Annotated in this window: 23 protein-coding genes; 2 read left to right on the top strand and 21 right to left on the bottom strand. The window is 45.3% G+C overall.

Annotated features, from left to right (window positions below):
- Positions 1-135: 135 nt before the first annotated feature.
- From PSI17_RS11665 to asnC, 18 genes are all read right to left on the bottom strand, one after another.
- Complete coding sequence (locus PSI17_RS11665) at positions 136-690, bottom strand: restriction endonuclease subunit S (protein ID WP_273552142.1); 555 nt, start codon at positions 688-690, stop codon at positions 136-138.
- Positions 691-877: 187 nt separating this feature from the next.
- Positions 878-1,453 carry a restriction endonuclease subunit S gene (locus PSI17_RS11660; protein WP_273552141.1) on the bottom strand — a complete coding sequence of 192 codons (576 nt, stop codon included), beginning with the start codon at positions 1,451-1,453 and terminating at the stop codon, positions 878-880.
- A complete protein-coding gene (locus PSI17_RS11655) occupies positions 1,453-3,060 on the bottom strand; it encodes a type I restriction-modification system subunit M (RefSeq protein WP_273552140.1) in 1,608 nt (535 codons plus the stop codon). Before PSI17_RS11655 ends, PSI17_RS11660 begins: the two co-directional genes overlap by 1 nt.
- A gap of 145 nt (positions 3,061-3,205) precedes the next feature.
- Positions 3,206-5,050, bottom strand: a complete 1,845-nt coding sequence (glmS, locus tag PSI17_RS11650; protein WP_273552139.1) for a glutamine--fructose-6-phosphate transaminase (isomerizing) — start codon at positions 5,048-5,050, stop codon at positions 3,206-3,208.
- A gap of 140 nt (positions 5,051-5,190) precedes the next feature.
- Positions 5,191-6,576: a bifunctional UDP-N-acetylglucosamine diphosphorylase/glucosamine-1-phosphate N-acetyltransferase GlmU gene (gene glmU / locus PSI17_RS11645; RefSeq protein WP_273552138.1), complete on the bottom strand. Its 1,386-nt coding sequence runs from the start codon at positions 6,574-6,576 to the stop codon at positions 5,191-5,193.
- A 189-nt stretch (positions 6,577-6,765) separates the two neighbouring features.
- Complete coding sequence (locus tag PSI17_RS11640) at positions 6,766-7,188, bottom strand: F0F1 ATP synthase subunit epsilon (protein ID WP_045967700.1); 423 nt, start codon at positions 7,186-7,188, stop codon at positions 6,766-6,768.
- Positions 7,189-7,209: 21 nt separating this feature from the next.
- A complete protein-coding gene (atpD, locus tag PSI17_RS11635) occupies positions 7,210-8,592 on the bottom strand; it encodes a F0F1 ATP synthase subunit beta (RefSeq protein ID WP_273552137.1) in 1,383 nt (460 codons plus the stop codon).
- A gap of 34 nt (positions 8,593-8,626) precedes the next feature.
- On the bottom strand, positions 8,627-9,490 hold the full coding sequence (atpG, locus tag PSI17_RS11630; protein WP_273552136.1) for a F0F1 ATP synthase subunit gamma: 864 nt from the start codon (positions 9,488-9,490) through the stop codon (positions 8,627-8,629).
- Positions 9,491-9,563: 73 nt separating this feature from the next.
- Entirely contained in the window at positions 9,564-11,105 is a 1,542-nt protein-coding gene (gene atpA / locus PSI17_RS11625) for a F0F1 ATP synthase subunit alpha (RefSeq protein WP_273552135.1), read from the bottom strand.
- A 14-nt stretch (positions 11,106-11,119) separates the two neighbouring features.
- Positions 11,120-11,653: a F0F1 ATP synthase subunit delta gene (gene atpH / locus PSI17_RS11620; protein WP_273552134.1), complete on the bottom strand. Its 534-nt coding sequence runs from the start codon at positions 11,651-11,653 to the stop codon at positions 11,120-11,122.
- Between the two features lie 12 nt (positions 11,654-11,665).
- The gene (gene atpF / locus PSI17_RS11615; RefSeq protein ID WP_273552133.1) at positions 11,666-12,136 is read right to left on the bottom strand and encodes a F0F1 ATP synthase subunit B; all 471 of its coding nucleotides are present in this window, start codon (positions 12,134-12,136) and stop codon (positions 11,666-11,668) included.
- A 58-nt stretch (positions 12,137-12,194) separates the two neighbouring features.
- On the bottom strand, positions 12,195-12,434 hold the full coding sequence (atpE, locus tag PSI17_RS11610) for a F0F1 ATP synthase subunit C (RefSeq protein ID WP_045967711.1): 240 nt from the start codon (positions 12,432-12,434) through the stop codon (positions 12,195-12,197).
- 52 nt (positions 12,435-12,486) lie between these two features.
- A complete protein-coding gene (gene atpB, locus PSI17_RS11605) occupies positions 12,487-13,302 on the bottom strand; it encodes a F0F1 ATP synthase subunit A (protein WP_273552132.1) in 816 nt (271 codons plus the stop codon).
- 31 nt (positions 13,303-13,333) lie between these two features.
- Positions 13,334-13,711: a F0F1 ATP synthase subunit I gene (atpI, locus tag PSI17_RS11600; RefSeq protein ID WP_273552131.1), complete on the bottom strand. Its 378-nt coding sequence runs from the start codon at positions 13,709-13,711 to the stop codon at positions 13,334-13,336.
- 614 nt (positions 13,712-14,325) lie between these two features.
- The gene (gene rsmG, locus PSI17_RS11595; RefSeq protein WP_273552130.1) at positions 14,326-14,946 is read right to left on the bottom strand and encodes a 16S rRNA (guanine(527)-N(7))-methyltransferase RsmG; all 621 of its coding nucleotides are present in this window, start codon (positions 14,944-14,946) and stop codon (positions 14,326-14,328) included.
- Between the two features lie 18 nt (positions 14,947-14,964).
- Complete coding sequence (gene mnmG, locus PSI17_RS11590) at positions 14,965-16,851, bottom strand: tRNA uridine-5-carboxymethylaminomethyl(34) synthesis enzyme MnmG (RefSeq protein WP_273552129.1); 1,887 nt, start codon at positions 16,849-16,851, stop codon at positions 14,965-14,967.
- Between the two features lie 375 nt (positions 16,852-17,226).
- Positions 17,227-17,667, bottom strand: coding sequence for an FMN-binding protein MioC (gene mioC, locus PSI17_RS11585; protein WP_273552128.1), 441 nt, complete (start codon positions 17,665-17,667; stop codon positions 17,227-17,229).
- Positions 17,668-17,757: 90 nt separating this feature from the next.
- Positions 17,758-18,219, bottom strand: a complete 462-nt coding sequence (gene asnC, locus PSI17_RS11580) for a transcriptional regulator AsnC (RefSeq protein WP_045967722.1) — start codon at positions 18,217-18,219, stop codon at positions 17,758-17,760.
- Positions 18,220-18,384: 165 nt separating this feature from the next.
- On the opposite strand from asnC, the gene asnA reads away from it, so the two are divergent.
- Positions 18,385-19,377: an aspartate--ammonia ligase gene (gene asnA, locus PSI17_RS11575; protein WP_273552127.1), complete on the top strand. Its 993-nt coding sequence runs from the start codon at positions 18,385-18,387 to the stop codon at positions 19,375-19,377.
- A gap of 18 nt (positions 19,378-19,395) precedes the next feature.
- On the opposite strand, the gene viaA is transcribed toward asnA, so the two are convergent.
- Positions 19,396-20,853, bottom strand: coding sequence for an ATPase RavA stimulator ViaA (viaA, locus tag PSI17_RS11570; protein WP_273552126.1), 1,458 nt, complete (start codon positions 20,851-20,853; stop codon positions 19,396-19,398).
- 1 nt (position 20,854) lies between these two features.
- Positions 20,855-22,360 carry an ATPase RavA gene (ravA, locus tag PSI17_RS11565; protein ID WP_273552125.1) on the bottom strand — a complete coding sequence of 502 codons (1,506 nt, stop codon included), beginning with the start codon at positions 22,358-22,360 and terminating at the stop codon, positions 20,855-20,857.
- 262 nt (positions 22,361-22,622) lie between these two features.
- Between ravA and rbsK the strand changes: the two genes are divergently transcribed.
- A complete protein-coding gene (rbsK, locus tag PSI17_RS11555; protein WP_273552124.1) occupies positions 22,623-23,552 on the top strand; it encodes a ribokinase in 930 nt (309 codons plus the stop codon).
- A 77-nt stretch (positions 23,553-23,629) separates the two neighbouring features.
- Here the strand turns inward: rbsK and mdtD are convergent, their stop codons facing one another.
- Positions 23,630-25,015, bottom strand: a complete 1,386-nt coding sequence (mdtD, locus tag PSI17_RS11550; protein ID WP_273552123.1) for a multidrug transporter subunit MdtD — start codon at positions 25,013-25,015, stop codon at positions 23,630-23,632.
- Positions 25,016-25,261 lie beyond the last annotated feature (246 nt).

Below are 25,261 nucleotides of genomic sequence, written 5' to 3'. Positions count from 1 at the left end.
CAGCTCATAGTGCATACCAACCAATTGTTCTACCAATTGCGTTTCTAACTCGTATTCGCTTTGCGTTGCCATTAATTTTTAGTGCCTTATATTTATATGTAGCCGCAGACCCGATATTGACGGAACCAGAAATATTTATACGAACATTTGCTGTAGCAAACCTTGCTTCCAGATTTTTAGTTTGTCCAGCTCTGTTTTTTTAGCAGTGATTTTGTCGTCAATAGCTGAGAGGAAGTTGGCGATTTTGGTTTGTTCTGATTCGCAGGGAATAATAATTTCTATCTTTTCTATTGTGCTTTTGGAAAGGCTAGGCACACCAGATGCTTCATTATATTCTTTCCAATTTATAGTTAAAAATAATTGATAAATAAATTTTGGGCATACTTCTCTAAATTGATGGGTATAGAATAAAGTATCTACAGTCCAAATTTTTCCTTTGTAGTAAAAAGGCTTGTCAATGGTTCCCTTTCTGCCAATACATACCGTTTCTCCATCATAGAGAAATTGATCAATCATCGTCATAAGACCACCGGTACCAAATACCGGAACGTCACCAGCACTCAGATGTTTATAGTCTCGACCACTACCAATTGTTAGCACATTACCTAAGAGTTTTTTTCTCCACTCCGGAAACTCTTCCCCATTCTCATCCTTAAACCGCAATTCCTGACTAAAAATCTTCTGCATCATGCCTTTTTTGTATTGACACAATAGGTCGTACTGCTTATTTAGCAGAGTGATTTTTTTATCAACAGAGGATAGAAAACTGGCGATTTTGGTTTGCAGGGCGAGAGCATGAAAGCCTGTTTTTTGAACGATCCGTGCAAATAAAACACTGATTGATACTTTAACAAGACCGAATTGAGTGATATTCGCCCTATAATTGACTGTGTTGCATACAAATTAAGGTCGAAAAACGTTCGTGCTCTCGCCCTGTTTTGGTTTGTTCTTCCAATGATGGATAATTTATTTCAAGTGTCTTCAATTGTGACGAATATAAATGAACAACAGAGTTTCCTTGAGCTATTTTCGCTAGCTCATTTCTCTTCTTTCCAACAATATTATAAGACAAAAAAAGACTACTAATGTTTTTAACCTTAGGTGTAAGAATATTAATATCTCCACCAAGAATAACGTTATCCTCTAAAAGGGTACTGGCCCGAGCGATATCAATTGCAGTCTCACCAGATGCGGGAATAAGGATATCACCTGTTTTACTGATGACATATTCATCAGGATGACAATTAGTTCTCGATTGAATGTTATAAATTTTCTCATTATAAATGGTATATAATTCTCCATAGCGTATACATGGATACTGGCCATTCTCGGAAATATCGCCTTTTGATATACCTTTACCTTTTTTAAATTCAACGAGCTCACCAAGATAGGCCTTATGCCATACTGATAACTCCTCATTTTTATATAAATCTAACCGCAGCTTCGGTATCATCACTTCTCCCCCTCCGCCAGCATAAACGGTACATTAATACCCAGCTCCTTGCAGAATCCGGCAATAGTCTTATCGATATCCGCCACTTTTCCTTCCAGTTCGCGGATCTCCTGCGCTACGGCATTGAGATCAATCTCCTCTTCCGCTTCAAAGGTATCCACATAGCGGGGAATATTGAGGTTGTAATCGTTATTACGGATCTCTTCCATCGTGGCAATATGGCTATACTTCTCCACCGCTTTCCAGTCGTTATAGGTGTCGGCAATCTTATCGATATGTTCCGGCAGCAGGCGGTTCTGAGTTTTCACCTTCTCAAAGTCATTGCTGGCATCGATAAATAGAATGCTGTCGTTGTGCTTACGGCACTTACGCAGTACCAGTACGCAGGTCGGAATGCTGGTGCCGAAGAAGATATTGGCTGGCAGGCCGATCACAGCATCAATGCAGTTCAGCTTTTCAATCATAAACTGGCGGATATGCCCTTCCGCTGCGCCACGGAACAGCACGCCGTGCGGCAGAACCACCGCCATGGTGCCATCATCTTCCAAGTGGTAGAACATATGCTGCACAAACGCCATATCCGCTTTGCTGGCGGGTGCCAGTCTTCCGTACTGGGCAAAACGGTCGTCGTTCATAAACAGCGGGCTGGCGCTCCATTTCGCCGAGAATGGGGGGTTGGCGACAATCGCATCAAACTTCAGGTGCGTATGTTGCGGATATTCCAGTGTATCTTCCTGAATAATTTCAAAATCCGCATAGTGAACACCGTGCAGGATCATATTCATTCGCGCCAGGTTATAGGTGGTACGGTTCATCTCCTGACCGTAAATTTTCCCCACCGATGAAGCTTCACGTTTTACGCGTAGTAGCAGTGAACCGGAACCGCAGGTTGGGTCATAAACGTTTTTCAGTTTCAGCTTGTAGGTAGTGACGATTTTCGCCAATAAAGTTGAAACAGGCTGTGGGGTATAAAACTCACCAGCTTTTTTACCTGCCCCAGAAGCGAATTGACCAATCAGGTATTCATAAGCATCACCCAAGATATCGGAGCTGGCTTCGCTCAGGTCAAAACTCAGCTTGTCGAGCTCAGTGATCACTTTTCCGATCAGCTCGTTTTTCGCTTTTGCAGTGCTACCCAGTTTACTGGAGCCTAAATCCAGATCTTCAAACAGATTGCTAAAATCATCGGCTGAATCCGTCCCCAGTGTGCTTTGTTCAATATTGCGCAGTGTGTTCGCCAGATCTTCCAGGATAAATCCGGTGCCAGCACCTTTAGGGTCTTTCGCAACACGTTCCGCCATCGTGTGGAACAGATCAGTAGGAGGCAGGAAGTAACCCAGAGTCTGGATGCTGTCTTCTTTTACCGCTTCTACGATATCCTGATACGCCGGATGCCCTGTCGAGAGTTCATTGTACTTAATCCTGTCTTCAGCAAGGATCTTGTTCGCGTATGCAACAAATTTTTCAGAGAGATATTTGTAGAAGATAAAGCCTAAGCAATAATCGCGGAATTCATCAGCGTGCATCTTACCGCGCAGAGTATCGGCAATATTCCACAGTCGGCTTTGCAGTTCACTTAAATTTTGTGCTTCAATTTGGGGAGACATCGTACTACTTCCTAAGTATTTCAGTTCGTCACAGTACCGCAACGGTTAGATTAAATCATATCACTGAAAATGAAAAAATCCGGTCAGCTTACGCATAACCGGATTAAAACAGTATTTAGTTCTGGTTTACACGTGCATTAGCCGATTACTCCACCGTCACCGACTTCGCCAAGTTACGTGGCTGATCCACATCCGTGCCTTTGATCAAGGCAACGTGGTAAGACAGTAATTGCAGAGGCACGGTGTAGAAGATCGGGGCGATCAACTCTTCTACGTGGGGCAGGGGGATGATCTTCATGTTTTCGCTGTTGGTGAAACCGGCATCCTGATCGGCGAAAACGTACAGCAAACCGCCACGGGCGCGGACTTCTTCGATGTTGGATTTCAGTTTTTCCAACAGTTCGTTGTTCGGTGCAACGATGATCACCGGCATGTCCGCATCGATCAAGGCTAATGGGCCATGCTTCAATTCACCGGCAGCGTAGGCTTCTGCGTGAATGTAAGAGATCTCTTTCAGTTTCAGTGCACCTTCAACCGCGATTGGATACTGATCGCCACGGCCAAGGAACAAGGCATGATGTTTCTCAGAGAAGTCTTCCGCCAAGGCTTCAATCAGCTTGTCTTTGGATAACATGCTTTCAATGCGGCTTGGCAAGGCATGCAGGGCGTGAACAATGTCCTGCTCCAGTGCTGTATCCGCATCTTTCAGGCGCCCCATGTAGGCCACCAGCATCAGCAATACGGTTAACTGGGTGGTAAAGGCTTTGGTCGATGCCACACCGATTTCAGCGCCTGCTTTGGTCATCAGGGCAAATTCAGATTCACGTACCAACGAGGAACCGGCAACGTTACAGATGGTCAATGACGTCAGATAGCCCAGTTCTTTGGATAGACGCAGGGCAGCCAAGGTGTCAGCCGTTTCACCAGACTGGGACAGAGTGATAAGCAAGCTACCTTTACGGCGCGCTGGCTTGCGGTAACGGAATTCAGAAGCAATCTCAACATCACATGGAATGCCTGCCAGTGATTCAAACCAGTAGCGTGAAACCATCCCTGCATTGTAGGAGGTGCCGCAGGCGACGATTTGGATATGCTCAACCTGAGACAGTAATTGCGCAGCATTAGCACCCAGTTCTGACAGATTGACCTGACCATTGCTCAAACGGCCTTCCAATGTGCTTTTGATCGCCATTGGCTGTTCGTAAATCTCTTTCTGCATGTAGTGACGGTATACCCCTTTATCACCTGCATCGTACTGAACGTTGGATTCAATTTGCTCGCGCTCAACCGCTTCACCCTGTACATCAAAGATACGAACAGTGCGACGGGTGATTTCGGCGATATCCCCTTCTTCCAGATAGATAAAGCGACGAGTCACCGGCAGCAGCGCTAATTGGTCAGATGCCAGGAAGTTTTCCCCCATCCCCAAACCAATCACCAGTGGGCTGCCAGAGCGTGCAGCAACCAGCACATCCGGGTGACGGCTATCCATAATCACGGTGCCATAAGCGCCGCGTAATTGTGGAATAACACGCTGAACGACTTCCAGCAGTGAACCACCTTGTTGCTGTTCCCAGTGAACAAGATGGGCAATCGTTTCAGTATCGGTATCAGAAGAGAAGAGGTAACCACGCGCTTTTAATTCTTCGCGCAGCTCTTCATGGTTTTCAATAATGCCGTTATGCACAACCGCGATATGTTCAGAAACGTGGGGATGGGCATTGCGTTGGCTTGGCTCACCATGTGTCGCCCAACGCGTGTGGGCAATCCCCGTACCACCAATAACGGGCTGTTTGTCCACTTCATCAGCCAGCATCTGCACTTTACCCACTTCACGCAGGCGGGTCATGCGGTTTTCACTGTCAACATTTTCACTGTCAACAACAGCCATACCCGCAGAATCATAACCACGATACTCCAGGCGACGAAGACCTTCGATCAGTATTTCCGCAATATCTCGTTGTGCACAAGCACCAACAATTCCACACATTTTGTTTTATTCCTAAAAACAGGGCGAATAAACACCCTTTTTATGTCGCACAACCTGATTGTCTTACGGCAAATCGTGTTACGGCTTTGCCGTCCCCGAGCTTTGTAGAGATGGGGATTTTTATTATGGATATAGCTTAATTATTTTTTCTTTACTGGACGCTGCCAGTTTTTAATATGGGTTTGCTTTACGCGGCTGATCACCAATTCGTTCTCAGCAATGTTTTTTGTTACTGTGGTTCCGGCACCAATCGTTGCCCCTTTCGCGACTGTCACTGGCGCGACAAGTTGGGTGTCAGAACCCACAAAGACATCATCACCAATGATGGTTTTAAATTTATTGGCACCATCATAGTTGCAGGTTATGGTTCCTGCACCAATGTTGACATTATTGCCAATTTCAGCATCACCAAGATAAGTCAGGTGACCCGCCTTGGAACCTTCGCCAAGTGAGGATTTTTTCATTTCAACGAAATTGCCAACGTGCGCTTTTTCCGCCAATCTGGAACCCGGGCGCAAACGGGCAAAAGGCCCAATGGTGCACTCAGCTGCAATTTCAGACTCTTCGATGATAGTGTAAGGACTAATGACTGCCCCATCACCAATCACGCAATTTTTCAGGATACAGCCAGTGCCGATCTGAACATTATTTCCCAGTGTGACATGGCCCTTGATAACCACGTTAGTATCAATCACTACATCACGGCCATGTTCTAATGTTCCGCGCAGATCAAAACGGGCAGGATCTAACAGCATGACACCAGCCAGCAGGAGTTTTTCAGCTTGTTCTGACTGGTAAATACGCTCCAGGGCAGCAAGTTGCTGGCGATTGTTAACCCCTTCCATCTCACTTAAGCGGCTTGGGTGTACGGCCTTGATTTGACGGCCTTCTTGGTGTGCAAGGGCAATAACATCAGTCAGGTAATATTCGCCTTGGGCGTTGTTGTTTTCCAACTTGGATAACCAACGTTTTAAATCCCCGCCATTCGCCACCAAAATACCGGTGTTAATTTCATTGATTTTACGCTGTTCTTCCGTGGCGTCTTTCTGTTCAATAATGCCTGCCACTTCACCCTGTTCACGAATGATACGGCCATAGCCCGTTGGATTATCCAGAATGGCCGTTAATAAACCAATTCCACCCGCAGGTTTTGCTTCCATCAAACGCGCTAGGGTATCTTTGCCAATCAGCGGCACATCACCGTAAAGGATCAGTATATCTTCATCATCTGAAAAGTGCGGTGCCGCTTGCTGCATAGCATGGCCCGTACCAAGTTGTTCAGCTTGCAGTACCCAGTTCAGATTTTGGTTAGCAAGTACTTGCTTCATTAGGTCACCGCCATGCCCATAAACCAAATGAACATTTTCGGTACCCAATTCCATTGCGGTATCAATGACATGCTGAACCATCGGCTTACCGGCCAGCAAGTGCAGGACTTTGGGAAGAGCGGAATACATGCGCGTTCCTTTACCTGCGGCAAGGATAACGGCACTTTTTGTATTGGCACTATTTGCAATACTAGACATAAGAAACCTGACAATTCCAATTTTAAGTATGAAAGTAAACCTGTTCGCGAAATAAATTGCCACATATTTCGCAATGCAAAAAAGCCAGTTAGCTTTCACCAACTGGCTTTTTATCTCACTGCCTATACCCGTTATCTTTCAAGTTGCCGCTCAATGATGGGATGCAATTCGAAATCTATTGGGTATTTATTACATCATTTTCTTTGTCAGCTCGATAACGCGAAGTTTCGCGATCGCTTTCGACAATTCAGCAGATGCCTGAGCATAATCAACATCGCCGTGAGAATTACGGATGTGTTCTTCTGCCTTGCGCTTGGCTTCAAGCACTTTAGCTTCATCCAAATCCTTGCCACGGATCGCTGTATCGGCCAGTACGATAACGCCGTTTGGCTGAACTTCAAGAATACCCCCGGACAGGTAGATAAACTCTTCTTCACCAAACTGCTTAACAATACGTATCATGCCCGGTTTTATGGCAGTAAGTAGTGGTGTGTGTTGAGGATAGATCCCCAGCTCACCTTCACTACCAGTCACCTGAATCTTCTGTACCAGCCCTTCAAACATCTGTTTTTCAGCACTGACTACGTTCAGGGAGAACGTCATTGCAGCCATATCAACCTCCCGTCAGCCGTATTAAAGCGCCTTCGCTTTTTCCACAGCTTCTTCGATGGCACCAACCATGTAGAACGCCTGCTCTGGCAGGTGGTCATAATCACCGTTCAGGATGCCCTTGAAGCCACGGATCGTGTCTTTCAGAGAAACGAATTTACCTGGTGAACCGGTGAAGACTTCTGCAACGAAGAATGGCTGGGACAGGAAGCGCTGGATTTTACGGGCACGTGCTACAACCAGTTTGTCTTCTTCTGACAGTTCATCCATCCCCAGAATGGCGATAATGTCTTTCAGTTCCTGATAACGTTGCAGGATTGACTGAACGCCACGAGCCACATCATAGTGTTCCTGACCAACAACCAGTGGATCAAGCTGACGGCTGGTTGAATCCAGCGGGTCAACCGCAGGGTAAATACCCAAGGATGCGATCTGACGGCTCAATACAACGGTTGCATCCAAGTGAGCAAAGGTTGTCGCAGGTGATGGGTCAGTCAAGTCATCCGCAGGAACGTAAACGGCCTGTACGGAGGTGATGGAACCCGTTTTGGTTGAGGTGATACGCTCTTGCAGCACACCCATCTCTTCCGCCAATGTTGGCTGATAACCTACCGCAGATGGCATACGACCCAACAGTGCAGAGACTTCTGTTCCTGCCAGGGTATAACGGTAAATATTGTCAACGAACAGCAGAACGTCACGGCCTTCATCACGGAATTTTTCTGCCATGGTCAAACCCGTCAATGCGACGCGCAGACGGTTTCCTGGTGGCTCATTCATCTGACCGTATACCAGAGAAACTTTATCCAGTACGTTTGAATCGGTCATTTCGTGATAGAAGTCGTTACCTTCACGGGTACGTTCACCCACACCAGCAAATACGGAGTAACCTGAGTGCTCGATCGCGATGTTACGGATAAGCTCCATCATGTTAACGGTTTTACCTACACCCGCACCACCAAACAGACCCACTTTACCACCCTTAGCGAACGGGCAGATCAGATCCATGACTTTGATACCGGTTTCCAGCAGTTCCTGAGAGTTGGACAACTCTTCATAGGTTGGTGCTGTACGGTGAATTGACCAGCGCTCTTCTTCGCCGATCTCACCTTTCATGTCAATGGGATCACCCAATACGTTCATGATACGGCCCAGTGTGGCTTTACCCACTGGGACTTCGATTGGGTGTCCTAAATCAGTTACGTCCAAATGACGGCGCAGGCCATCGGAGGTACCCATTGCGATACAACGGACGATACCACCACCTAACTGCTGCTGAACTTCCAGCACCAGTTTTTCTTCACCGTTTTTAACCTCAAGGGCATCGTACACTTTTGGTACGCTGTCCTGAGGGAATTCGACGTCCACCACGGCGCCGATTACCTGGATAATCTTTCCAGTAGCCATCTTGAATCCTCTACGTAATTCGTAAACCTAGCTGTTAAACCGCAGAAGCACCCGAAACGATTTCGGTGAGTTCCTGAGTGATGCTGGCCTGACGAGCCTTGTTGTAAACCAACTGCAACTCTTTGATCAGGTTGCCACCGTTATCGGTCGCGGCTTTCATCGCTACCATTCGTGCGGCCTGTTCACTAGCCAGGTTTTCAACGACGCCCTGATAAACTTGCGATTCTATATAGCGGCGCAGCAGGGTATCCAACAACGCCTTAGGATCAGGTTCATACAGATAGTCCCAAGACTTCTTCTTCAGTGTTTCATCGTCTCCGGCTGGCAGAGGCAATAACTGAGTGATCGTCGGAACCTGAGACATTGTATTCATGAACTTGTTTGTCACTATATACAGTTTATCCAAACGCCCTTCGTCATAGGCTTGCATCATGACGTGGACTGGCCCGATCAGTTCGGACAATGATGGGTTATCTCCCATCCCTGTTACTTGAGCAACAATGTTGCCACCAACAGAAGAAAAGAAAGAAACCGCTTTTGATCCAACAAGTGCCAAATCAACTTGGATGTTTTTATCAGACCAGTCTTTCATTTCTATCAGCAATTTTTTGAACAAGTTAATGTTCAAACCGCCACATAAACCACGGTCAGTTGAAACAACCACGTACCCAACACGCTTCACTTCACGCTCTGCAAGGTATGGATGTTTGTATTCCAGATTACCTAACGCAAGATGTCCAATCACATTGCGAATGGTTTCTGCATAAGGACGGCTGGCCGCCATGCGGTCCTGCGTTTTACGCATTTTGGACGCGGCGACCATCTCCATCGCTTTAGTGATTTTTTGCGTGTTTTGCACACTGGCGATTTTGGTACGTATCTCTTTTGCGCCGGCCATTTCTGCTTCTCCGAATTCAACCAGACGGCCCGAGTTATTTTAATTAAATAAAATCAAACTGGGCCGAATAGTGTTACCAGGACTGAGTCGCCTTGAAGGATTCCAACAGAGCGTTCAGCTTCGCTTCGATCTCTGTGTTGTAATCACCAGACTGGTCAATCTCTTTCAGAAGATCAGCATGTTCACGGCTAGCATACGCCAACAACGCAGCTTCGAAACTGACCACTTTCGCGATTTCGATATCTTCCAGATAACCACGCTCAGCGGCAAACAGAGACAGCGCCTGCTGTGCAATGGACATCGGCAGATACTGTTTCTGTTTCAACAACTCAGTCACTTTCTGACCATGATCCAACTGCTTACGTGTTGCATCATCCAGATCAGAAGCAAACTGGGAGAATGCCGCCAGTTCACGGTACTGAGCCAGAGCGGTACGAATACCACCGGACAGTTTCTTGATGATCTTAGTCTGAGCCGCACCACCCACACGGGATACAGAAATCCCTGGGTTAACCGCTGGGCGGATACCGGAGTTGAACAGAGAAGATTCAAGGAAGATCTGACCATCAGTGATGGAGATAACGTTGGTTGGTACGAACGCAGAAACGTCACCGGCCTGAGTTTCGATGATTGGCAGCGCAGTCAGAGAACCTGTTTTACCCTTCACTTCACCGTGGGTGAATTTTTCAACGTATTCAGCGTTAACACGCGCTGCACGCTCCAACAGACGGGAGTGCAGATAGAATACGTCACCAGGGAAGGCTTCACGTCCAGGTGGACGACGCAGCAACAGGGAAACCTGACGGTATGCGACAGCCTGTTTAGACAGGTCATCGTAAACAATCAGTGCATCTTCACCGCGATCACGGAAGTATTCACCCATCGCACAACCAGAGTAGGGTGCCAGATATTGCAGGGCCGCAGACTCAGAAGCGGATGCAACAACCACGATGGTATTTTCCAGTGCACCATGCTCTTCCAGTTTACGAACGACGTTAGCAATGGTAGATGCTTTCTGGCCAATCGCAACATAGATACATTTGATACCAGAATCACGCTGGTTGATGATCGCATCGATAGCCAGAGCGGTTTTACCGGTCTGACGGTCACCGATAACCAGTTCACGCTGGCCACGGCCGATTGGGATCATGGCATCAACAGATTTGTAACCTGTCTGGACAGGCTGGTCAACGGATTGACGATCGATAACCCCGGGTGCGATAACCTCGATGGGTGAGAAGCCATCGTGCTCAACAGCGCCCTTGCCGTCAATCGGCTCCCCCAGTGTGTTCACAACACGACCCAGCAGACCACGACCAACAGGTACTTCCAAAATACGGCCAGTACATTTGACTTTCATGCCTTCGGCCAAGTCAGCATACGGCCCCATGACAACCGCACCTACAGAGTCGCGCTCCAGGTTCAGTGCAATTGCGTAACGGTTGCCAGGCAGGGAGATCATTTCACCCTGCATGACATCGGCTAAACCGTGGACACGAATGATACCGTCGTTAACGGAAACAATCGTTCCTTCATTGTGAGCTTCACTCACGACATTGAACTGAGCAATACGCTGTTTGATCAGTTCGCTGATTTCGGTGGAATTCAGTTGCATATGCTCCAGTCCCCTTAAGACTGCAAGTCGTCTGTTAAACGATCCAGACGGCCACGAATACTGCCATCAATCACCATGTCACCTGCGCGGATAACCACACCGGCAATAACAGACTTATCAATTTTGCAATTCAGCTTCACTTTGCGTGACAGACGTTTTTCCATCGCCGCAGAAATTTTAGCCTGCTGCTGCTCATTCAGTTCGGATGCAGAAATCACTTCAATATCGATGGTCGATTCAAGTGATGCACGCAATTGGATAAATTGCTGGAAGACTTCTGGCAGTACCAGCAAGCGACCATTTTCTGCCATGACACGAATAAAGTTCTGAGCATGCTCATCAACCTGCTCACCACAAAGGGTGATGAAGGTTTTAGCTAACGTTTCCGGTGCCAATGAACCGGAAAGCAGCTCACCAACCTGCTCATTACGAGTCACCTCAGCAATGAACGCCAGCATATTCTGCCAGTGTTCAAGAGATTGGTGTTCTACAGCAAAGTCAAAAGCTGCTTTGGCGTAGGGGCGAGCTACCGTAGCAAATTCAGACATGCCCCTCCCTCCTTACAGTTCAGCGACCAGTTTATCAACGATGTCGCTGTTAGCAGCTTCATCCACGGAACGTTCGATGATTTTCTCGGCACCTGCGATCGCCAGCATCGCAACCTGTTTACGTAACTCTTCACGAGCGCGCTTGCGTTCAGCTTCAATTTCAGCATGAGCCTGCGCTACAATTTTGTTACGTTCCAGCTCAGCTTCTGCTTTAGCATCATCAATAATCTGGGCTTTTTGTTTATTAGCCTGTTCAATGATAACTTGCGCATCCGCTTTCGCTTTTTTCAGTTGGTCGGTCGCATTGGCTTGCGCTAAGTCCAGGTTCTTTTTAGCACGCTCTGCTGAAGCCAAACCGTCAGCAATCTCTTTCTGACGTTTTTCAATGGCCGCCATGATCGGTGGCCATACATACTTCATGCAGAACAAAACAAACAGGACAAACGCAAAGGCCTGGCCGAGGATTGTTGCGTTAATATTCACGACACAATACCTCTATTTCAATTAATGAATTGGCGTAATTTTAAGTTCTGCTATTTTATTAACCGCCAACAGCGAACATCATAAACAAGCCCAGGCCCACAGCAATCATCGGAATGGCGTCAACCAGACCCATGACGATAAAGAACTGCGTACGCAGCAGAGGAATCAGATCAGGTTGGCGAGCAGCGCCTTCCAGGAATTTACCCCCGAGGATGCCGATACCGATCGCAGCACCAATAGCCGCCAAACCCATCAGAATAGCGGCAGCTATGTACAGCAGATCCATGTTTATATCCATGACAGTCTCCAGTTTGTTTCAAGTTAAAACACAATTATTGATTGATAAAAAATTAATGCTCTTCAGATGCCATCGACAGATAAACAATCGTCAGAACCATGAAAATAAAGGCTTGTAACGTAATAATCAGTATATGGAAAATCGCCCAAGGCACGCTGAGTAGCCACTGTGACCACACAGGCAAAAGAGCCGCGATAAGAATAAAGATCAATTCGCCAGCATACATATTACCAAACAGTCGCAGACCGAGTGATATAGGTTTAGACAGCAAGCTGACCCCTTCCAGAATTAAGTTAATTGGAATAAACAGTGGATGATTGAAAGGCTGCAATGTCAGCTCCTTCGCAAAACCACGAATTCCTTTTATCTTAATGCTGTAGAACAGAATGAGGACAAAGACGCCAAGGGCCATCGACAAAGTAACACTGACATCTGCGGTTGGAACAATACGCAGGGCAGGCAAGCCGAATAAGTGTTCACCGATTAAAGGAATAAAATCGATTGGCAGCAAGTCCAATGCGTTCATGAGTAACACCCAGACGAACACAGTCAAAGCCAGAGGCGCTATCACTTTGCTCTTGCCGTGATACATATCACGAACAGTGTTATCAACGAAGCCGATTACCATTTCTATTGCAGTCTGAAATTTCCCCGGCACGCCATCAGTGGCGCGAACCGCGACTCTTCTGAATACAAATAGAAACAACATCCCTAATACGATGGAGAAAAAAAGCGAGTCAATATTTAACGTCCAGAACGTCGCCTTAGCGTGGGGATCGACCAACTCAAAGGTACGCAAGTCCAACTGAAGGTGCCTCAAGTGATGACTTATGTACTCCGAAGTTGAAACTTCTCCTGATGCAGACATGATGCTTTTTACCCTTTTGTTGTTAAAAACGCTAACCGTTCATTACGGCAGGTGCGATGATCTGCACAATCAGCACCGCTAAATAGGCCACACCAAGTGGTGTAAATGCCGCCTTGAACACCCCTAAAGCGACTATCAGCACGGTTATCGTAATGATAACCTTCACCCCTTCGCTAATCGCGAAAAACCATGCAATCCGTACTGGAACCCCTTCTTCCTTTACCTTTTGGAAGCGGCTAAGCAGCATAAAAATGACATTTGGCAGCCAACATGCCAACCCGCCGGCAAAAGCAGAAGCGCCCCACTCTATACTTTTGGTACAAAAAGCTACACTGAGAATAACAAAAGTCATTAACTGCCAAAATAACAGTTTCAGTGCCGTTCTACCGCTGTAAAGGGATACAGACATGACGTTTGTTTTCTCCCTGTGGTACACCATCACACATCAGGCTTTGCTGAATGCTGTATAAAACTGGCTTTGCTTAAGAGTGTCAAGTGACAAAAACGTGCAAATTATACGGGCAGCCAAAATGAATTCAATCCATAAGTAGCGAAAAAGTGAATAATTATTTAAATTTCTAACTTTGCTGCTAGATCGCTCACAAATACCATTTAATATTCTGTAATGACTCATGGTACAGACTCAAAATTAAACGTGATGCACATCACACCAAACAAAAACCATTAATTATATTTATCATTAATTATGTGATAAATATCTTTTCTTTTTTTTTTCACTGAAAATAAACCAATTAATGTTACACCTATAAAGTTTTATCTGATATACCGATAAAAAAGCTTCAATGATTATTTTGCTCACTTTCTCCTAAGTGCTTTTATCAAGAAAACCGATAACTATCTTTGAAAAGAGAAATTCTACCAATATAAAAATAACGTTGGTTTTCTGTAAATCATCAGTAAATAAAGTTTAGTCGATGGAAGGGAATAATTAGTAACGTTCGTTACATTTTAAGTGTAGTTAGCGTCACTAATTATCTAGATTTTTATTGACAAATAGCAAAGTTAGTTTGACTTAAGTATTACCACATGACTCTGTTCATCTAACTCTGCGACCTGAAGAGGAATGACCCTGTCGAGCACAATCCCTGTTGGCAATTGAGCCAATTCCTCTTCCGGCAATACACCTTTCAAGGCATAAAAACGCCCTTCAGAGGGCTTGGGAAGATGACTGCACCATGACAGCATGTCTTGCAATGAAGCAAATGCACGGCTAATCACCCCATCAAAAGGGGGTTGAGGAATAAATTCCTCAACCCGGCTCTGTACTGGCTCAATATTGGTCAAACCGAGTTCATGTTGAACCTGACGCAAAAAGCGTACACGTTTTCCCAAACTATCCAATAAAGTGAAATGAGAATCCGGACGTACAATTGCCAGTGGGATGCCCGGCAAGCCAGGCCCTGTTCCCACATCAATAAATCGCGTTCCATGCAAGAATGGATTAACAACGATGCTGTCTATAATATGGCGAACCAGCATCTGTTCCGGATCACGGACAGAGGTCAGGTTATATGCCTTGTTCCATTTATTCAGCATATTAACGTAGGCGACAAGCTGCTGTTTTTGTTCCAGTAATAACGCCATGTCCGCTTTCGCCAGCAGTGATTCCAATTTGTTAAGCAAAATCTGTCCCCTTAGGTGTTACATACGACGCAATAAACCTTGTTTTTTCAGCCATACCAGCAAAATAGAAATTGCGGCTGGAGTGATGCCGGAAATACGTGAAGCCTGACCAATTGAACTTGGTTTATGATCATTCAGTTTTGCAATAACTTCATTGGAAAGCCCGCTGACTTGCCGATAATCCAAATCAACAGGCAATGCCGTATTTTCATGACGCAATTGTTTTTCGATCTCTTCTTGCTGACGTGCAATATAGCCTTCGTACTTCACCTGAATTTCAACTTGATCCGCCGCTTGGGGTTCAGTCAGTCCTGGTGCAAAACGGGGTAATGACGTCAGCAATTCATAATTCATCTCAGGACGACGCAGCAGATCTTCACCACTGGCTTCTTTTGATAACGGTGTTTTCAACATCCGGTTGATATCCTCTAAGTTATCAGAGTGAGGATGTATCCAGATATTACGCAGGCGCTGACGTTCCTGCTCGATCATTTCAAATTTGCGGCAATAATGTTCCCAACGGAGATCATCAACCAAACCCAGTTTACGGCCCTGTTCAGTCAGACGAAGATCCGCATTGTCTTCACGCAGCATCAAACGATATTCCGCGCGGGATGTAAACATGCGATACGGTTCTTTAGTGCCGAGTGTGCACAGATCATCGACCAATACGCCGATATAAGCCTGATCACGGCGTGGGAACCAACCTTCCTCACCATTGGCATAACGTGCCGCGTTGAGGCCAGCCAGTAATCCCTGTGCTGCTGCTTCTTCATATCCCGTGGTGCCATTGATCTGACCCGCAAAGAACAAGCCGTGAATAAATTTACTTTCCAGTGTTTGTTTTAAATCACGTGGATCGAAGAAATCATACTCGATCGCGTAGCCTGGGCGAATGATACGGGCGTTCTCCATGCCTTTCATGGAGTGAACAATTTGCATCTGAACATCAAATGGCAGACTGGTTGAAATACCATTTGGATAAATTTCGTTACTGGTCAGTCCCTCAGGTTCCAAGAAGATCTGGTGAGCGTTACGATCCGCGAAACGCATGACTTTGTCTTCAATGGAAGGGCAGTAACGAGGGCCGATCCCTTCGATGATCCCCGCATACATAGGACTGCGATCCAAGTTACTGCGGATCACTTCATGGGTTTTTTCATTGGTATGGGTAATATAACACGGGATCTGTCGTGGATGTTGATCAATATGACCCATGAATGAAAATACAGGGATCGGATTATCGGCAAGTTGTTGTTCAAGCTGGCTAAAATCAATGGTTCGTGCATCGATGCGAGGGGGTGTACCTGTTTTCAGGCGAGCTACACGCAAAGGCAGTTCACGTAAGCGATGAGACAATGAGATCGCAGGAGGATCTCCAGCCCGTCCTCCGCTGTAGTTTTCCAATCCGATGTGAATTTTGCCATCAAGGAAAGTCCCTACAGTGAGAACTACAGATTTAGCTTTAAATTTCAATCCCATACGAGTAACAACACCCGTGACGGTGTCGTTTTCAACAATGAGATCTTCAACGGGCTGCTGGAAGATCATTAAGTTGGGCTGGTTTTCCAGTGCCGTTCTTACAGCTTGTCGGTAAAGTACTCGATCCGCTTGTGCTCGTGTTGCCCGAACAGCCGGGCCTTTGCTGGCATTGAGTGTTCTAAACTGAATACCGGCTTGATCCGTGGCTTTTGCCATCAGGCCACCAAGTGCATCGATCTCTTTTACCAGATGCCCTTTACCGATCCCACCGATGGCTGGATTACATGACATCTGGCCCAAAGTATCAATATTGTGAGTCAGTAATAAGGTTTGACGCCCCATACGTGCGGAGGCCATTGCGGCTTCAGTACCGGCATGGCCCCCGCCAATAATGATGACGTCAAAGTGCTCTGGATAAAACATGTGCGAACCTTCAATTGTGAGAATGCTTCATATGCATTGGGGGGAGAATTCTACTCAAGTTTGTGCCTCAGACCAAGAGGTGAGAGATCGTCATTATTTAAAATAAGATCTCTTTATTTAAAGATCTCTTTATTAGATCTTTTATTAGGATCGCGATCATCTGTGGATAAGTGAATTTTCCATATAAAGATCATGATGCTGTAAAGGATCATTTGCTGTGAATGATCCGTGATCCAACGCAGTATAAGCTGGGATCTAAAAGCCTAGTTATTCACAGGCACTTAAATGTAACTGGGTTATTAAATGGATAACTACGGGTTAACCCCTGCTTTTCAGATAAGTTATCCACAGTTGATCGTTATATTTTTAATCAGATCAGAGTAACTTTGACCATTCTTTAACCCATTCTTCGGCTGGATCTTCGGGAATTTCGTGTTGCTGAATGTCGATTTCCAATCGATCGCCGATCCTTTTTGCTCCGCGATCTTCTAATAAGCGCTCCAGTGATCTTATTGCGCCACAGAATATGTCATATTCGGAACTGCCGATACCGACTGCACCAAATGTGATATTGCTAAGATCGGATTGCTGTTGTGTGATCTCATCAGCCAGTGGCTGGAGGTTATCAGGTAAATCCCCGGCTCCGTGCGTTGAAGTCACCACAAGCCACAATCCCTCAAGGGGAAGATCTTCCAATGAGGGGCCATGAAGTATCACTGTTGAAAAGCCGTTATTTTCTAGGATCTCAGCCATATGTTCTGCGACATATTCGGCGCTACCCAGTGTACTGCCGCTGATTAAGGTAATTGTACTCATCGTGATCCTTGCTAAATTAAAGAGCAACTATTGTACGCTGTGAATCTATTGGGATCTACCTGTGGATAATAGGGTTAACAGGTTTTCGCCTTAAGGTTTTATTGTCCGCATGATCGGGTTTTGCAGGGAGATCAACGTTTCTGTTGACTGAATTTCGTCAATCGTCTGGATCTTGTTGATAAGTACGTCCTGAAGGGATTCGATGGATCGGCACATAACCTTAATGAAAATGCTGTAGTGCCCTGTGGTGTAATAAACTTCAACGACTTCATCAAGCATATCGAGCTTCTTCAATGCGGCCGGATAGTCCTTGGCACTTTTTAATATGATGCCGATAAAGCAGCACACATCGAACCCCAGTTGTTTAGCACTGATATCAACCCGTGTCCCTGTAATGATCCCTGATTGTTTCATTTTTTCTACCCGGACATGAATTGTCCCCGGGCTGACTGCGAATTTTTTAGCTAATTCGGCATAAGGTGTACGTGCGTTTTCCATTAATGCGTGAAGTATGTCACGGTCTAAATTATCGATCTGATAAATTTCTGCCATTTCCAACCCCTTTTTTTGAATAATATTCATTTTTAAAGTGTAAAAATTATCGTTTATAAATCTTATACACTATTTTTATTATCAGATATTGAATTTGTACCTCATTTTGTTGCTTAATCTATATCAACAGGACACAGGGCCACTAAAAATTTTGAGATCATCATCATGAAAACTTCCTTTATTGAAAAGCAACAGCAGATTAGTTTCGTTAAATCGTATTTTTCCCGCCTGTTAGAGAAACAGCTAGGTCTAATCGAAGTGCAAGGACCTATCTTGAGTCGTCTTGGTGATGGTACTCAAGACAACTTATCTGGCCATGAAAAAGCGGTTCAGGTGAAAGTGAAAACGTTGCCGGAAGCGACATTTGAAGTGGTTCATTCTCTGGCGAAATGGAAACGTAAAACATTAGGTCGCTTTGGTTTTCAAGCTGAACAAGGGTTATATACTCATATGAAAGCCTTGCGTCCTGATGAAGATCGCTTGACACCGATCCATTCTGTCTTTGTTGACCAGTGGGATTGGGAGAAAGTGATGGGTGAAGGTCAGCGTTCACTCGACTATTTAAAACAGACAGTAGGTAAAATCTACGAAGCAATAAAAGAAACACAACACGCGGTAAGTAAGGAATTTGGTCTGGCACCGTTCCTGCCAGATCAAATTCACTTCATCCACAGTGAAGAGCTTCTGAAACGTTACCCCTCTCTGGATGCGAAAGGTCGTGAGCGTGAGGCTGCCAAAGAGTTTGGTGCAATTTTCCTGATGGGCATTGGTGGTCAGTTGTCTGATGATCAGGCACATGATGTACGTGCACCGGATTATGATGATTGGACGACACCAAACAGTGATGGTTTCTTTGGCCTGAACGGTGACATTATTGTCTGGAACCCAGTTTTGCAGGATGCTTTTGAAATTTCTTCAATGGGTATCCGTGTTGATGCAGAAGCGCTGAAACGCCAGCTTGCGCTGACAGGTGATGAAGATCGTCTGCAATATGACTGGCATCAAGCGCTGCTCAGGGGTGATATGCCACAATCTATCGGTGGGGGTATCGGGCAATCCCGTTTGGTGATGTTGCTGCTGCAAATGGCACATATCGGTCAGGTTCAATGCGGTGTTTGGTCACCAGAAATCATTGAATCAGTGGAAGGTGTACTCTAGGTTTTAATGAAGTCAGTTTTAATTTTGCCACCTTCTCCGTAAACGGCTTGTAAGCCCGGTATCAAAACGCCAGATATGATCAAATATCTGCATAATACCGGGTTTTCCATAGTGGGAAAGGGAGAGCGCATGGAAGCGGTGTTGTTGATGCTGTTGCAGATTTTTTATCTGATGGATTAGGGAACCCGGCAAACGTTGGGCAATGAAATCTGAAATAACAACAGCATCAGCATCTTGCCAAATATGTTCTGTCATTTTTTCAACAGTTGCATTTAAACAGGATGCCAGATCGGTTCCTCCCTGAAATGTCTGCCCCAGAAAATGTATTGCTTGAGTTAGCCCCTCCGGTGAGGTTAAGTCATAGTGGACGAGTTCTGTCGAGAACAACATGATATGGCAGTGACGATTATCTGCCAGCGCAATACGCATCAACGCTAGACAAAACGCTTTTGCACACTGTTCATTGAATCCGCCCATGGAGCCTGAAGTGTCAACACAAACGATAAATGGCCCCCGGGGCTGTTTTTCATTGTGGTGATGTGTCATCGGTTTGAGTGTGGCTTTGGGTTGCCAATCGTCCCCTTGCAGGCGGTAGGACAGTAGTTTTTTCTCCATCAGCCGCCGATAAAACTCGTATTCCAACTCCTCAATACCCAACATAGCCATCTCTGTAGGTAATAACCTCAGGATATCGTCACCTTGTCTAATCCCGCTAATTTGTTCAGGCAGAGTATCTGGCACTCTTTCGAGTTGGGCAAAAGGTTCTAATACCGGGCTGTCTTTGGGAATGGATTTAGCGGTCTGACTGCGGCCAAGTAATTGCGCCAGTTTTTCCAACTCAGGTTGTTGTTTGAGAACATCCGCATAGAGAGCGAATAGTTGTATATTTTGCGAAGTCAGGTGAAGTTGCCCTTTACTCATATTCCACAATCGGCCAGCGGCGCGATCATTGTGATCAAGTAGGGGATCAAGGGTGCCGCTTAAGGTCAATTGCTTCTGGATCTCTGCAAGTAGTTGCTCCTTTTCTTGTTCTAATAGTGCCTTGTTAAAGGTTGTCGCTTGCAGGATCAGGCTAAGGCGCCAGCGTTGAAGAAACAGCATATGTCCTGAAGAGGAGTGTTCAGTGAGTGCTTTGGCCAGTGTATCGGCTTCATTGGCAAATGGCGATGCAACTTGTTGAAGTTTCTCTACAATATTAGGTAACTGTTGGTAGAAATCTGACGTGTCAATTGTCTGGGCATGTTGGTGTAACTGAAACTCTTCGGCTAATGGTGCAGGGATAAGAGTTTCTTTGATTCTCTGCTGCAATGTTTGTTGCCATACAGGGAGATCTTTCAGTAAGGCGTGTTTAAGCCTTGGGAACTTTCCAAAGAAAATCACCAAATGAGGGGTGCCCAGCAGTGCTAAAATGATCTCTTCGATCAGCTCGCCTTCATTGATGGACAGCAAGAGATCGAGTGTGGCCAATGTTAACATGTCACTCTCCCATTTTTTCTCTCAATTGTTGCAGTTTTTCAGTCAATGGCAGAAAACTCTGTTCAATACTGACAAGCCAATGTTCTTCGATAAATAAACAGGGTTGATGCTGACTAAACAAATTGCGTTGTTGTTGAATTTCATCGCTGATGGATAGCCGTTTTTCACTCCATTCTGTATTGGTGTTTTTTGCCGTTAGCCATTTTTTACCAGATAGGCAGAGAACGGCACTATTACGGCTGATATCCAGCACGGTAAGCTGATTTTTTTCATCGATTTCTGCTGTGAGGGGTTGCGGGAAACCAATACCATTTAAGCTGGCAGAGAGTTTTGCTGTATGATTTTTTAGGGTATTTTCCAGTGATTTTTTCTCTATTTCGATGAAATTGACTTCAATATCATGCAGGTGTAGTGGCGGATGTAAAAACAAAGTCAGCTTTTCATCTGCAATATCTTCGGGCAGTGAATAAAGGGTTTTGCGGCCAAACAGAGAGGTTTTGGTGACTAATTGTAAGGGCCGATGGTCATTTTTATCTTGGGTGGATTGTACCCACTGTTGGTATAGCTTCTCCATTTTCTGCATGAGGGAATGCTGTCGGTAGGCTTGTTCTGTTAATAACGTATGCAGGAATTGAGGCAGAAGTTTTAAGGTGTTTAAGTCGTGCCACAGGCAATCTTTTAATAGCACGATATCTAGCGGAGATATCTCATTTCTCCCGCTGAAAAGTGCGCTAGCCCGCAATAGCCGGATGGATTTTTTCCAACGGCGATCTGATACATCTGCCGTATTGCCAGCCGCATTGACTTGCTGGCGTAGTTGATAAACCAGTTCGAAGATATGATCTGGTAGTGAAACATGACTGATCTTGTCTTGCCATTGATAAAATTCGTCATCAGTAATTTGAATATGGACAGGCACGGGATTGTTATTTTCATTATTCCGGTCAGTCAGTAAGGCCCGAAAATTTTTCTTTTCCTGAATCTTGTCCAGCCAGAGCCGGATCAACATACGATCGTAAAGTGCTTCCAGGCTGTTATCACTGTCCGGGAGTTCATTGGATGCAGTAACCAGTAAACGCATCGGTAACTGTTCTTCCTGATTACCATTCCTGAATTTTTTTTCATTGATAGCCGTAAGTAGCGTATTCAGAATAGCGGGACCTGCTTTCCAAATTTCATCCAGAAAAACGATTTCAGCTGCGGGTAAATAGCCTTCGGTAAGACGCTGATAACGACCTTCATCTTTGAGTGCTTGAATGGAAAGGGGGCCGAAGATCTCTTCTGGGGTGGAAAAACGGGTCATCAGGTACTCAAAAGCGCGTGCGTTTTGAAATGCAAACTTGAGCCGACGCGCGATAAGGCTTTTGGCGATTCCCGGAGGCCCGAGAAGAAAAACGCTTTCTCCACATAAGGCGGCCAGCAGGCACAAGCGAATGGCTTGTCGCCTTTCATATAAGCCACTTTCTAGACATTGACTTAACTGGGATATTTTTTCGACCAATTGCATAGTATTTACACCCTGATTCGGATAGTTACTTCCCTTTATTTATAGATAAAAATCACACTATGCAAAGATTTTGGTCAGGCAACGGGTAAAGAAGATGCGTTAGTTGTCAGATTTAATGGTACTTCCGATGCTCTTAAGGCTGTACAAAATGGTAAATTGGGGGCAGTGATCGTACAGCGTTCAGACTGTGGACAAAGTATTAAAAGCGAAAATGTAGCCATGAGTTTTATGGCTGCATTATTTTTATACAGGAATAAAGGTAATGAGCATGGCAAAACTTGTCGTGATGGGCAGCATTAATGTCGATCACATATTGAATCTCAAATCGTTTCCTCAACCTGGGGAAACAGTAAAAGGAGAACAGTATCAGGTTGCATTCGGAGGAAAGGGTGCAAATCAGGCCGTTGCTGCTGGTCGTTGTGGTGCTGGCATTACATTTATTGCTTGTGTTGGCCAAGATGATATCGGTGAGCGTATTTGCCAACAGTTGGCGAAAGATAACATCAATACCTCGTCAATTGAGGCTATTGAAGGGGAGTTAACCGGCGTTGCCCTGATTTTTGTCAATCAGCAGGGTGAAAATGTCATTGGCATTAATGCAGGGGCAAATGGGAGGTTAACGCCCGATTATTTCCTCCGTCATGACCAAACAGTCAAAGAGGCTGAGGCATTGTTATTACAGCTTGAAACGCCATTGGAAACGGTACAACTTGCGGCTGAAACGGCTAAGAAACATCATGTGAAAGTGATCTTGAATCCAGCACCCGCACAGCAAATCTCCGATCGGCTACTTTCGCTGGTGGATATTATCACGCCGAATGAAACCGAAGCAGAGTACTTGACCGGTATTGCGGTAACTGATGATGTTGGGGCGGAAAAAGCAGCTTGGGCTTTACATGATAAGGGTATAGAAACGGTCATTATCACATTGGGTAGCCGAGGTGTATGGCTAAGTGAGAAAGGTAAGGAAGGAAAAATTGTTCCCGGATTTAGCGTAAAAGTGATCGACACCATTGCGGCAGGGGATACCTTTAATGGTGCCTTGGTAACGGGATTGCTGGAAGGAAAAGAGATGTTGTCGGCGATCCGCTTTGCTCATGCTGCGGCTGCGATAGCCGTGACGCGTCAGGGAGCGCAGCCTTCGGTTCCGTGGCGAAATGAAATTGATGCTTTTCTATCTGAACAGGATTAACCGTGGCTACCATGAAGGATGTTGCTCGTCTGGCGAGCGTATGAACCTCAACATTCTGTAGCCAGCCGTTAATAGGCTCATTTCTTATTAATTAAGTTATTACCGTCTTCTGTCTTCAGTAATAGAAAAACGGTAGAAGAAATTAAGGTAATCACGCCCATCGTGATTAAAGTATAGTGGAAATGGCTTACCGTCGAGCCATATTCCATTGACTCATAAAAGCGCAGAACTGCCGCGCTGACGGTCACTCCTAAACTGATGGATAACTGCTGAGTTACGGAGAGCAGGCTGTTACCGGAACTTGCATTATTATCATTCAGATCACCCAACGTGATGGTATTCATCGCGGTGAACTGTGTGGACATGACGATCCCTAATATAAAAAGAGGAATTATCAAAAATGCGATAGGGAGTTCCGGTGTCTGTAGCGAAAATTGTGAAATCATCACACCAATAATAATTGTGACCCAAATAAGTGTATTTCGATATCCAAAGCGGGTCAGTATCTTGGTAACAAAAGACTTGGCTAAAATTGAACCAATTGCGTTTGGTGCCATCATTATTCCAGCAATCACTGCTGAAAACCCAAACCCCACTTGCAGCATTAAAGGAATAATAAATGAAAGCGCTCCAGTACCCAGCCGAGTAGCAATATTGCTGGCAATGCCAACTGAGAAGGTGCGTGTTTGGAACAACTGGAGGTTAATGAGGGGATTTGAATGTCTTTTCGCATGGAAGACATACCCCAATAGCATAATGATACCGCAAGAAAATAAAGCAAGAGGGATATAGCCAGAGAATGCGTGATCCCCAGATAAATCAAAACTGACAGAAATCATCACCAAGCCCAAGCTAAACAAGATGAATCCCAGAAAATCAAAAGGGCATTTGGGCATCGTTAAATTGGGCATATTCTTACTGGCATAAATGATACCCAATAATCCAATGGGAATATTGATGATGAAGATCCAGTGCCATGTTGCATAGGTTACTAACAATCCGCCAAACATTGGGCCCAAAATCGGTCCCAATAACCCAGGCATGGTAACAAAGTTCAAAATAGGTAACAGCTCGCTACGCGGATATGTTCTTAGTAAAGCCAGACGGGCAACAGGCATCATCATAGCCCCACCTATGCCTTGAAGAACTCGGGATACCACTAAGAAAGAGAGATTGTGCGACAATGCACAAGCAAGTGAGCCTAAAGAAAAGAAGGAAACAGCATAAATAAATACCGTGCGAGTGCCAAATCTATCGGCGAGCCAACCGCTTACGGGAATTAGCATCGCTACCGTTAAGGTATAGCTGACAATGGCGGGCTGCATTGCCAGTGGAGAATGATTCAGGCTTTTAGCAATCGCCGGTAGTGCGGTGTTAAGAATTGTGGCATCTAAAGACTGCATAAAAAAAGCTATGGCCGCAATCCAAGGTAACCCCGACATACTGCGTGCGGATTTAACCATTAGATATCCCGTTCATTTTTATGATAGTTGGTGAATACATAATATCTTACTACATCAAATTCAAACTATTTCTTGGTTATTAATAAATCAAAAACTTCTTTTAAGGCTAATTGACCGTTGTTGTAGGCGATGGAACCATAATCATGGTATGAGGCATTGTCTTAATGATTGTTGCCTAATTCATCCATTTTAGAGTGAAAAAAACACATAATTACCGTTTTTGTTGAAAAAAACCACGAACGGAAA

The sequence above is a fragment of the Xenorhabdus sp. IM139775 genome (assembly GCF_028598745.1).
Taxonomy (GTDB): domain Bacteria; phylum Pseudomonadota; class Gammaproteobacteria; order Enterobacterales; family Enterobacteriaceae; genus Xenorhabdus.
This window is presented reverse-complemented; position numbering and strand designations above follow the sequence as displayed.

Coding starts and splice junctions, on each gene's coding strand:
- PSI17_RS11665 (WP_273552142.1), bottom strand. CDS start 690: ATGATGCAGAAGATTTTTAGTCAGGAATTGCGGTTTAAGGATGAGAAT.
- PSI17_RS11660 (WP_273552141.1), bottom strand. CDS start 1,453: ATGATACCGAAGCTGCGGTTAGATTTATATAAAAATGAGGAGTTATCA.
- PSI17_RS11655 (WP_273552140.1), bottom strand. CDS start 3,060: ATGTCTCCCCAAATTGAAGCACAAAATTTAAGTGAACTGCAAAGCCGA.
- glmS (WP_273552139.1), bottom strand. CDS start 5,050: ATGTGTGGAATTGTTGGTGCTTGTGCACAACGAGATATTGCGGAAATA.
- glmU (WP_273552138.1), bottom strand. CDS start 6,576: ATGTCTAGTATTGCAAATAGTGCCAATACAAAAAGTGCCGTTATCCTT.
- PSI17_RS11640 (WP_045967700.1), bottom strand. CDS start 7,188: ATGGCTGCAATGACGTTCTCCCTGAACGTAGTCAGTGCTGAAAAACAG.
- atpD (WP_273552137.1), bottom strand. CDS start 8,592: ATGGCTACTGGAAAGATTATCCAGGTAATCGGCGCCGTGGTGGACGTC.
- atpG (WP_273552136.1), bottom strand. CDS start 9,490: ATGGCCGGCGCAAAAGAGATACGTACCAAAATCGCCAGTGTGCAAAAC.
- atpA (WP_273552135.1), bottom strand. CDS start 11,105: ATGCAACTGAATTCCACCGAAATCAGCGAACTGATCAAACAGCGTATT.
- atpH (WP_273552134.1), bottom strand. CDS start 11,653: ATGTCTGAATTTGCTACGGTAGCTCGCCCCTACGCCAAAGCAGCTTTT.
- atpE (WP_045967711.1), bottom strand. CDS start 12,434: ATGGATATAAACATGGATCTGCTGTACATAGCTGCCGCTATTCTGATG.
- atpB (WP_273552132.1), bottom strand. CDS start 13,302: ATGTCTGCATCAGGAGAAGTTTCAACTTCGGAGTACATAAGTCATCAC.
- atpI (WP_273552131.1), bottom strand. CDS start 13,711: ATGTCTGTATCCCTTTACAGCGGTAGAACGGCACTGAAACTGTTATTT.
- mnmG (WP_273552129.1), bottom strand. CDS start 16,851: ATGTTTTATCCAGAGCACTTTGACGTCATCATTATTGGCGGGGGCCAT.
- mioC (WP_273552128.1), bottom strand. CDS start 17,667: ATGAGTACAATTACCTTAATCAGCGGCAGTACACTGGGTAGCGCCGAA.
- asnC (WP_045967722.1), bottom strand. CDS start 18,219: ATGGCAGAAATTTATCAGATCGATAATTTAGACCGTGACATACTTCAC.
- asnA (WP_273552127.1), top strand. CDS start 18,385: ATGAAAACTTCCTTTATTGAAAAGCAACAGCAGATTAGTTTCGTTAAA.
- viaA (WP_273552126.1), bottom strand. CDS start 20,853: ATGTTAACATTGGCCACACTCGATCTCTTGCTGTCCATCAATGAAGGC.
- ravA (WP_273552125.1), bottom strand. CDS start 22,360: ATGCAATTGGTCGAAAAAATATCCCAGTTAAGTCAATGTCTAGAAAGT.
- rbsK (WP_273552124.1), top strand. CDS start 22,623: ATGAGCATGGCAAAACTTGTCGTGATGGGCAGCATTAATGTCGATCAC.
- mdtD (WP_273552123.1), bottom strand. CDS start 25,015: ATGGTTAAATCCGCACGCAGTATGTCGGGGTTACCTTGGATTGCGGCC.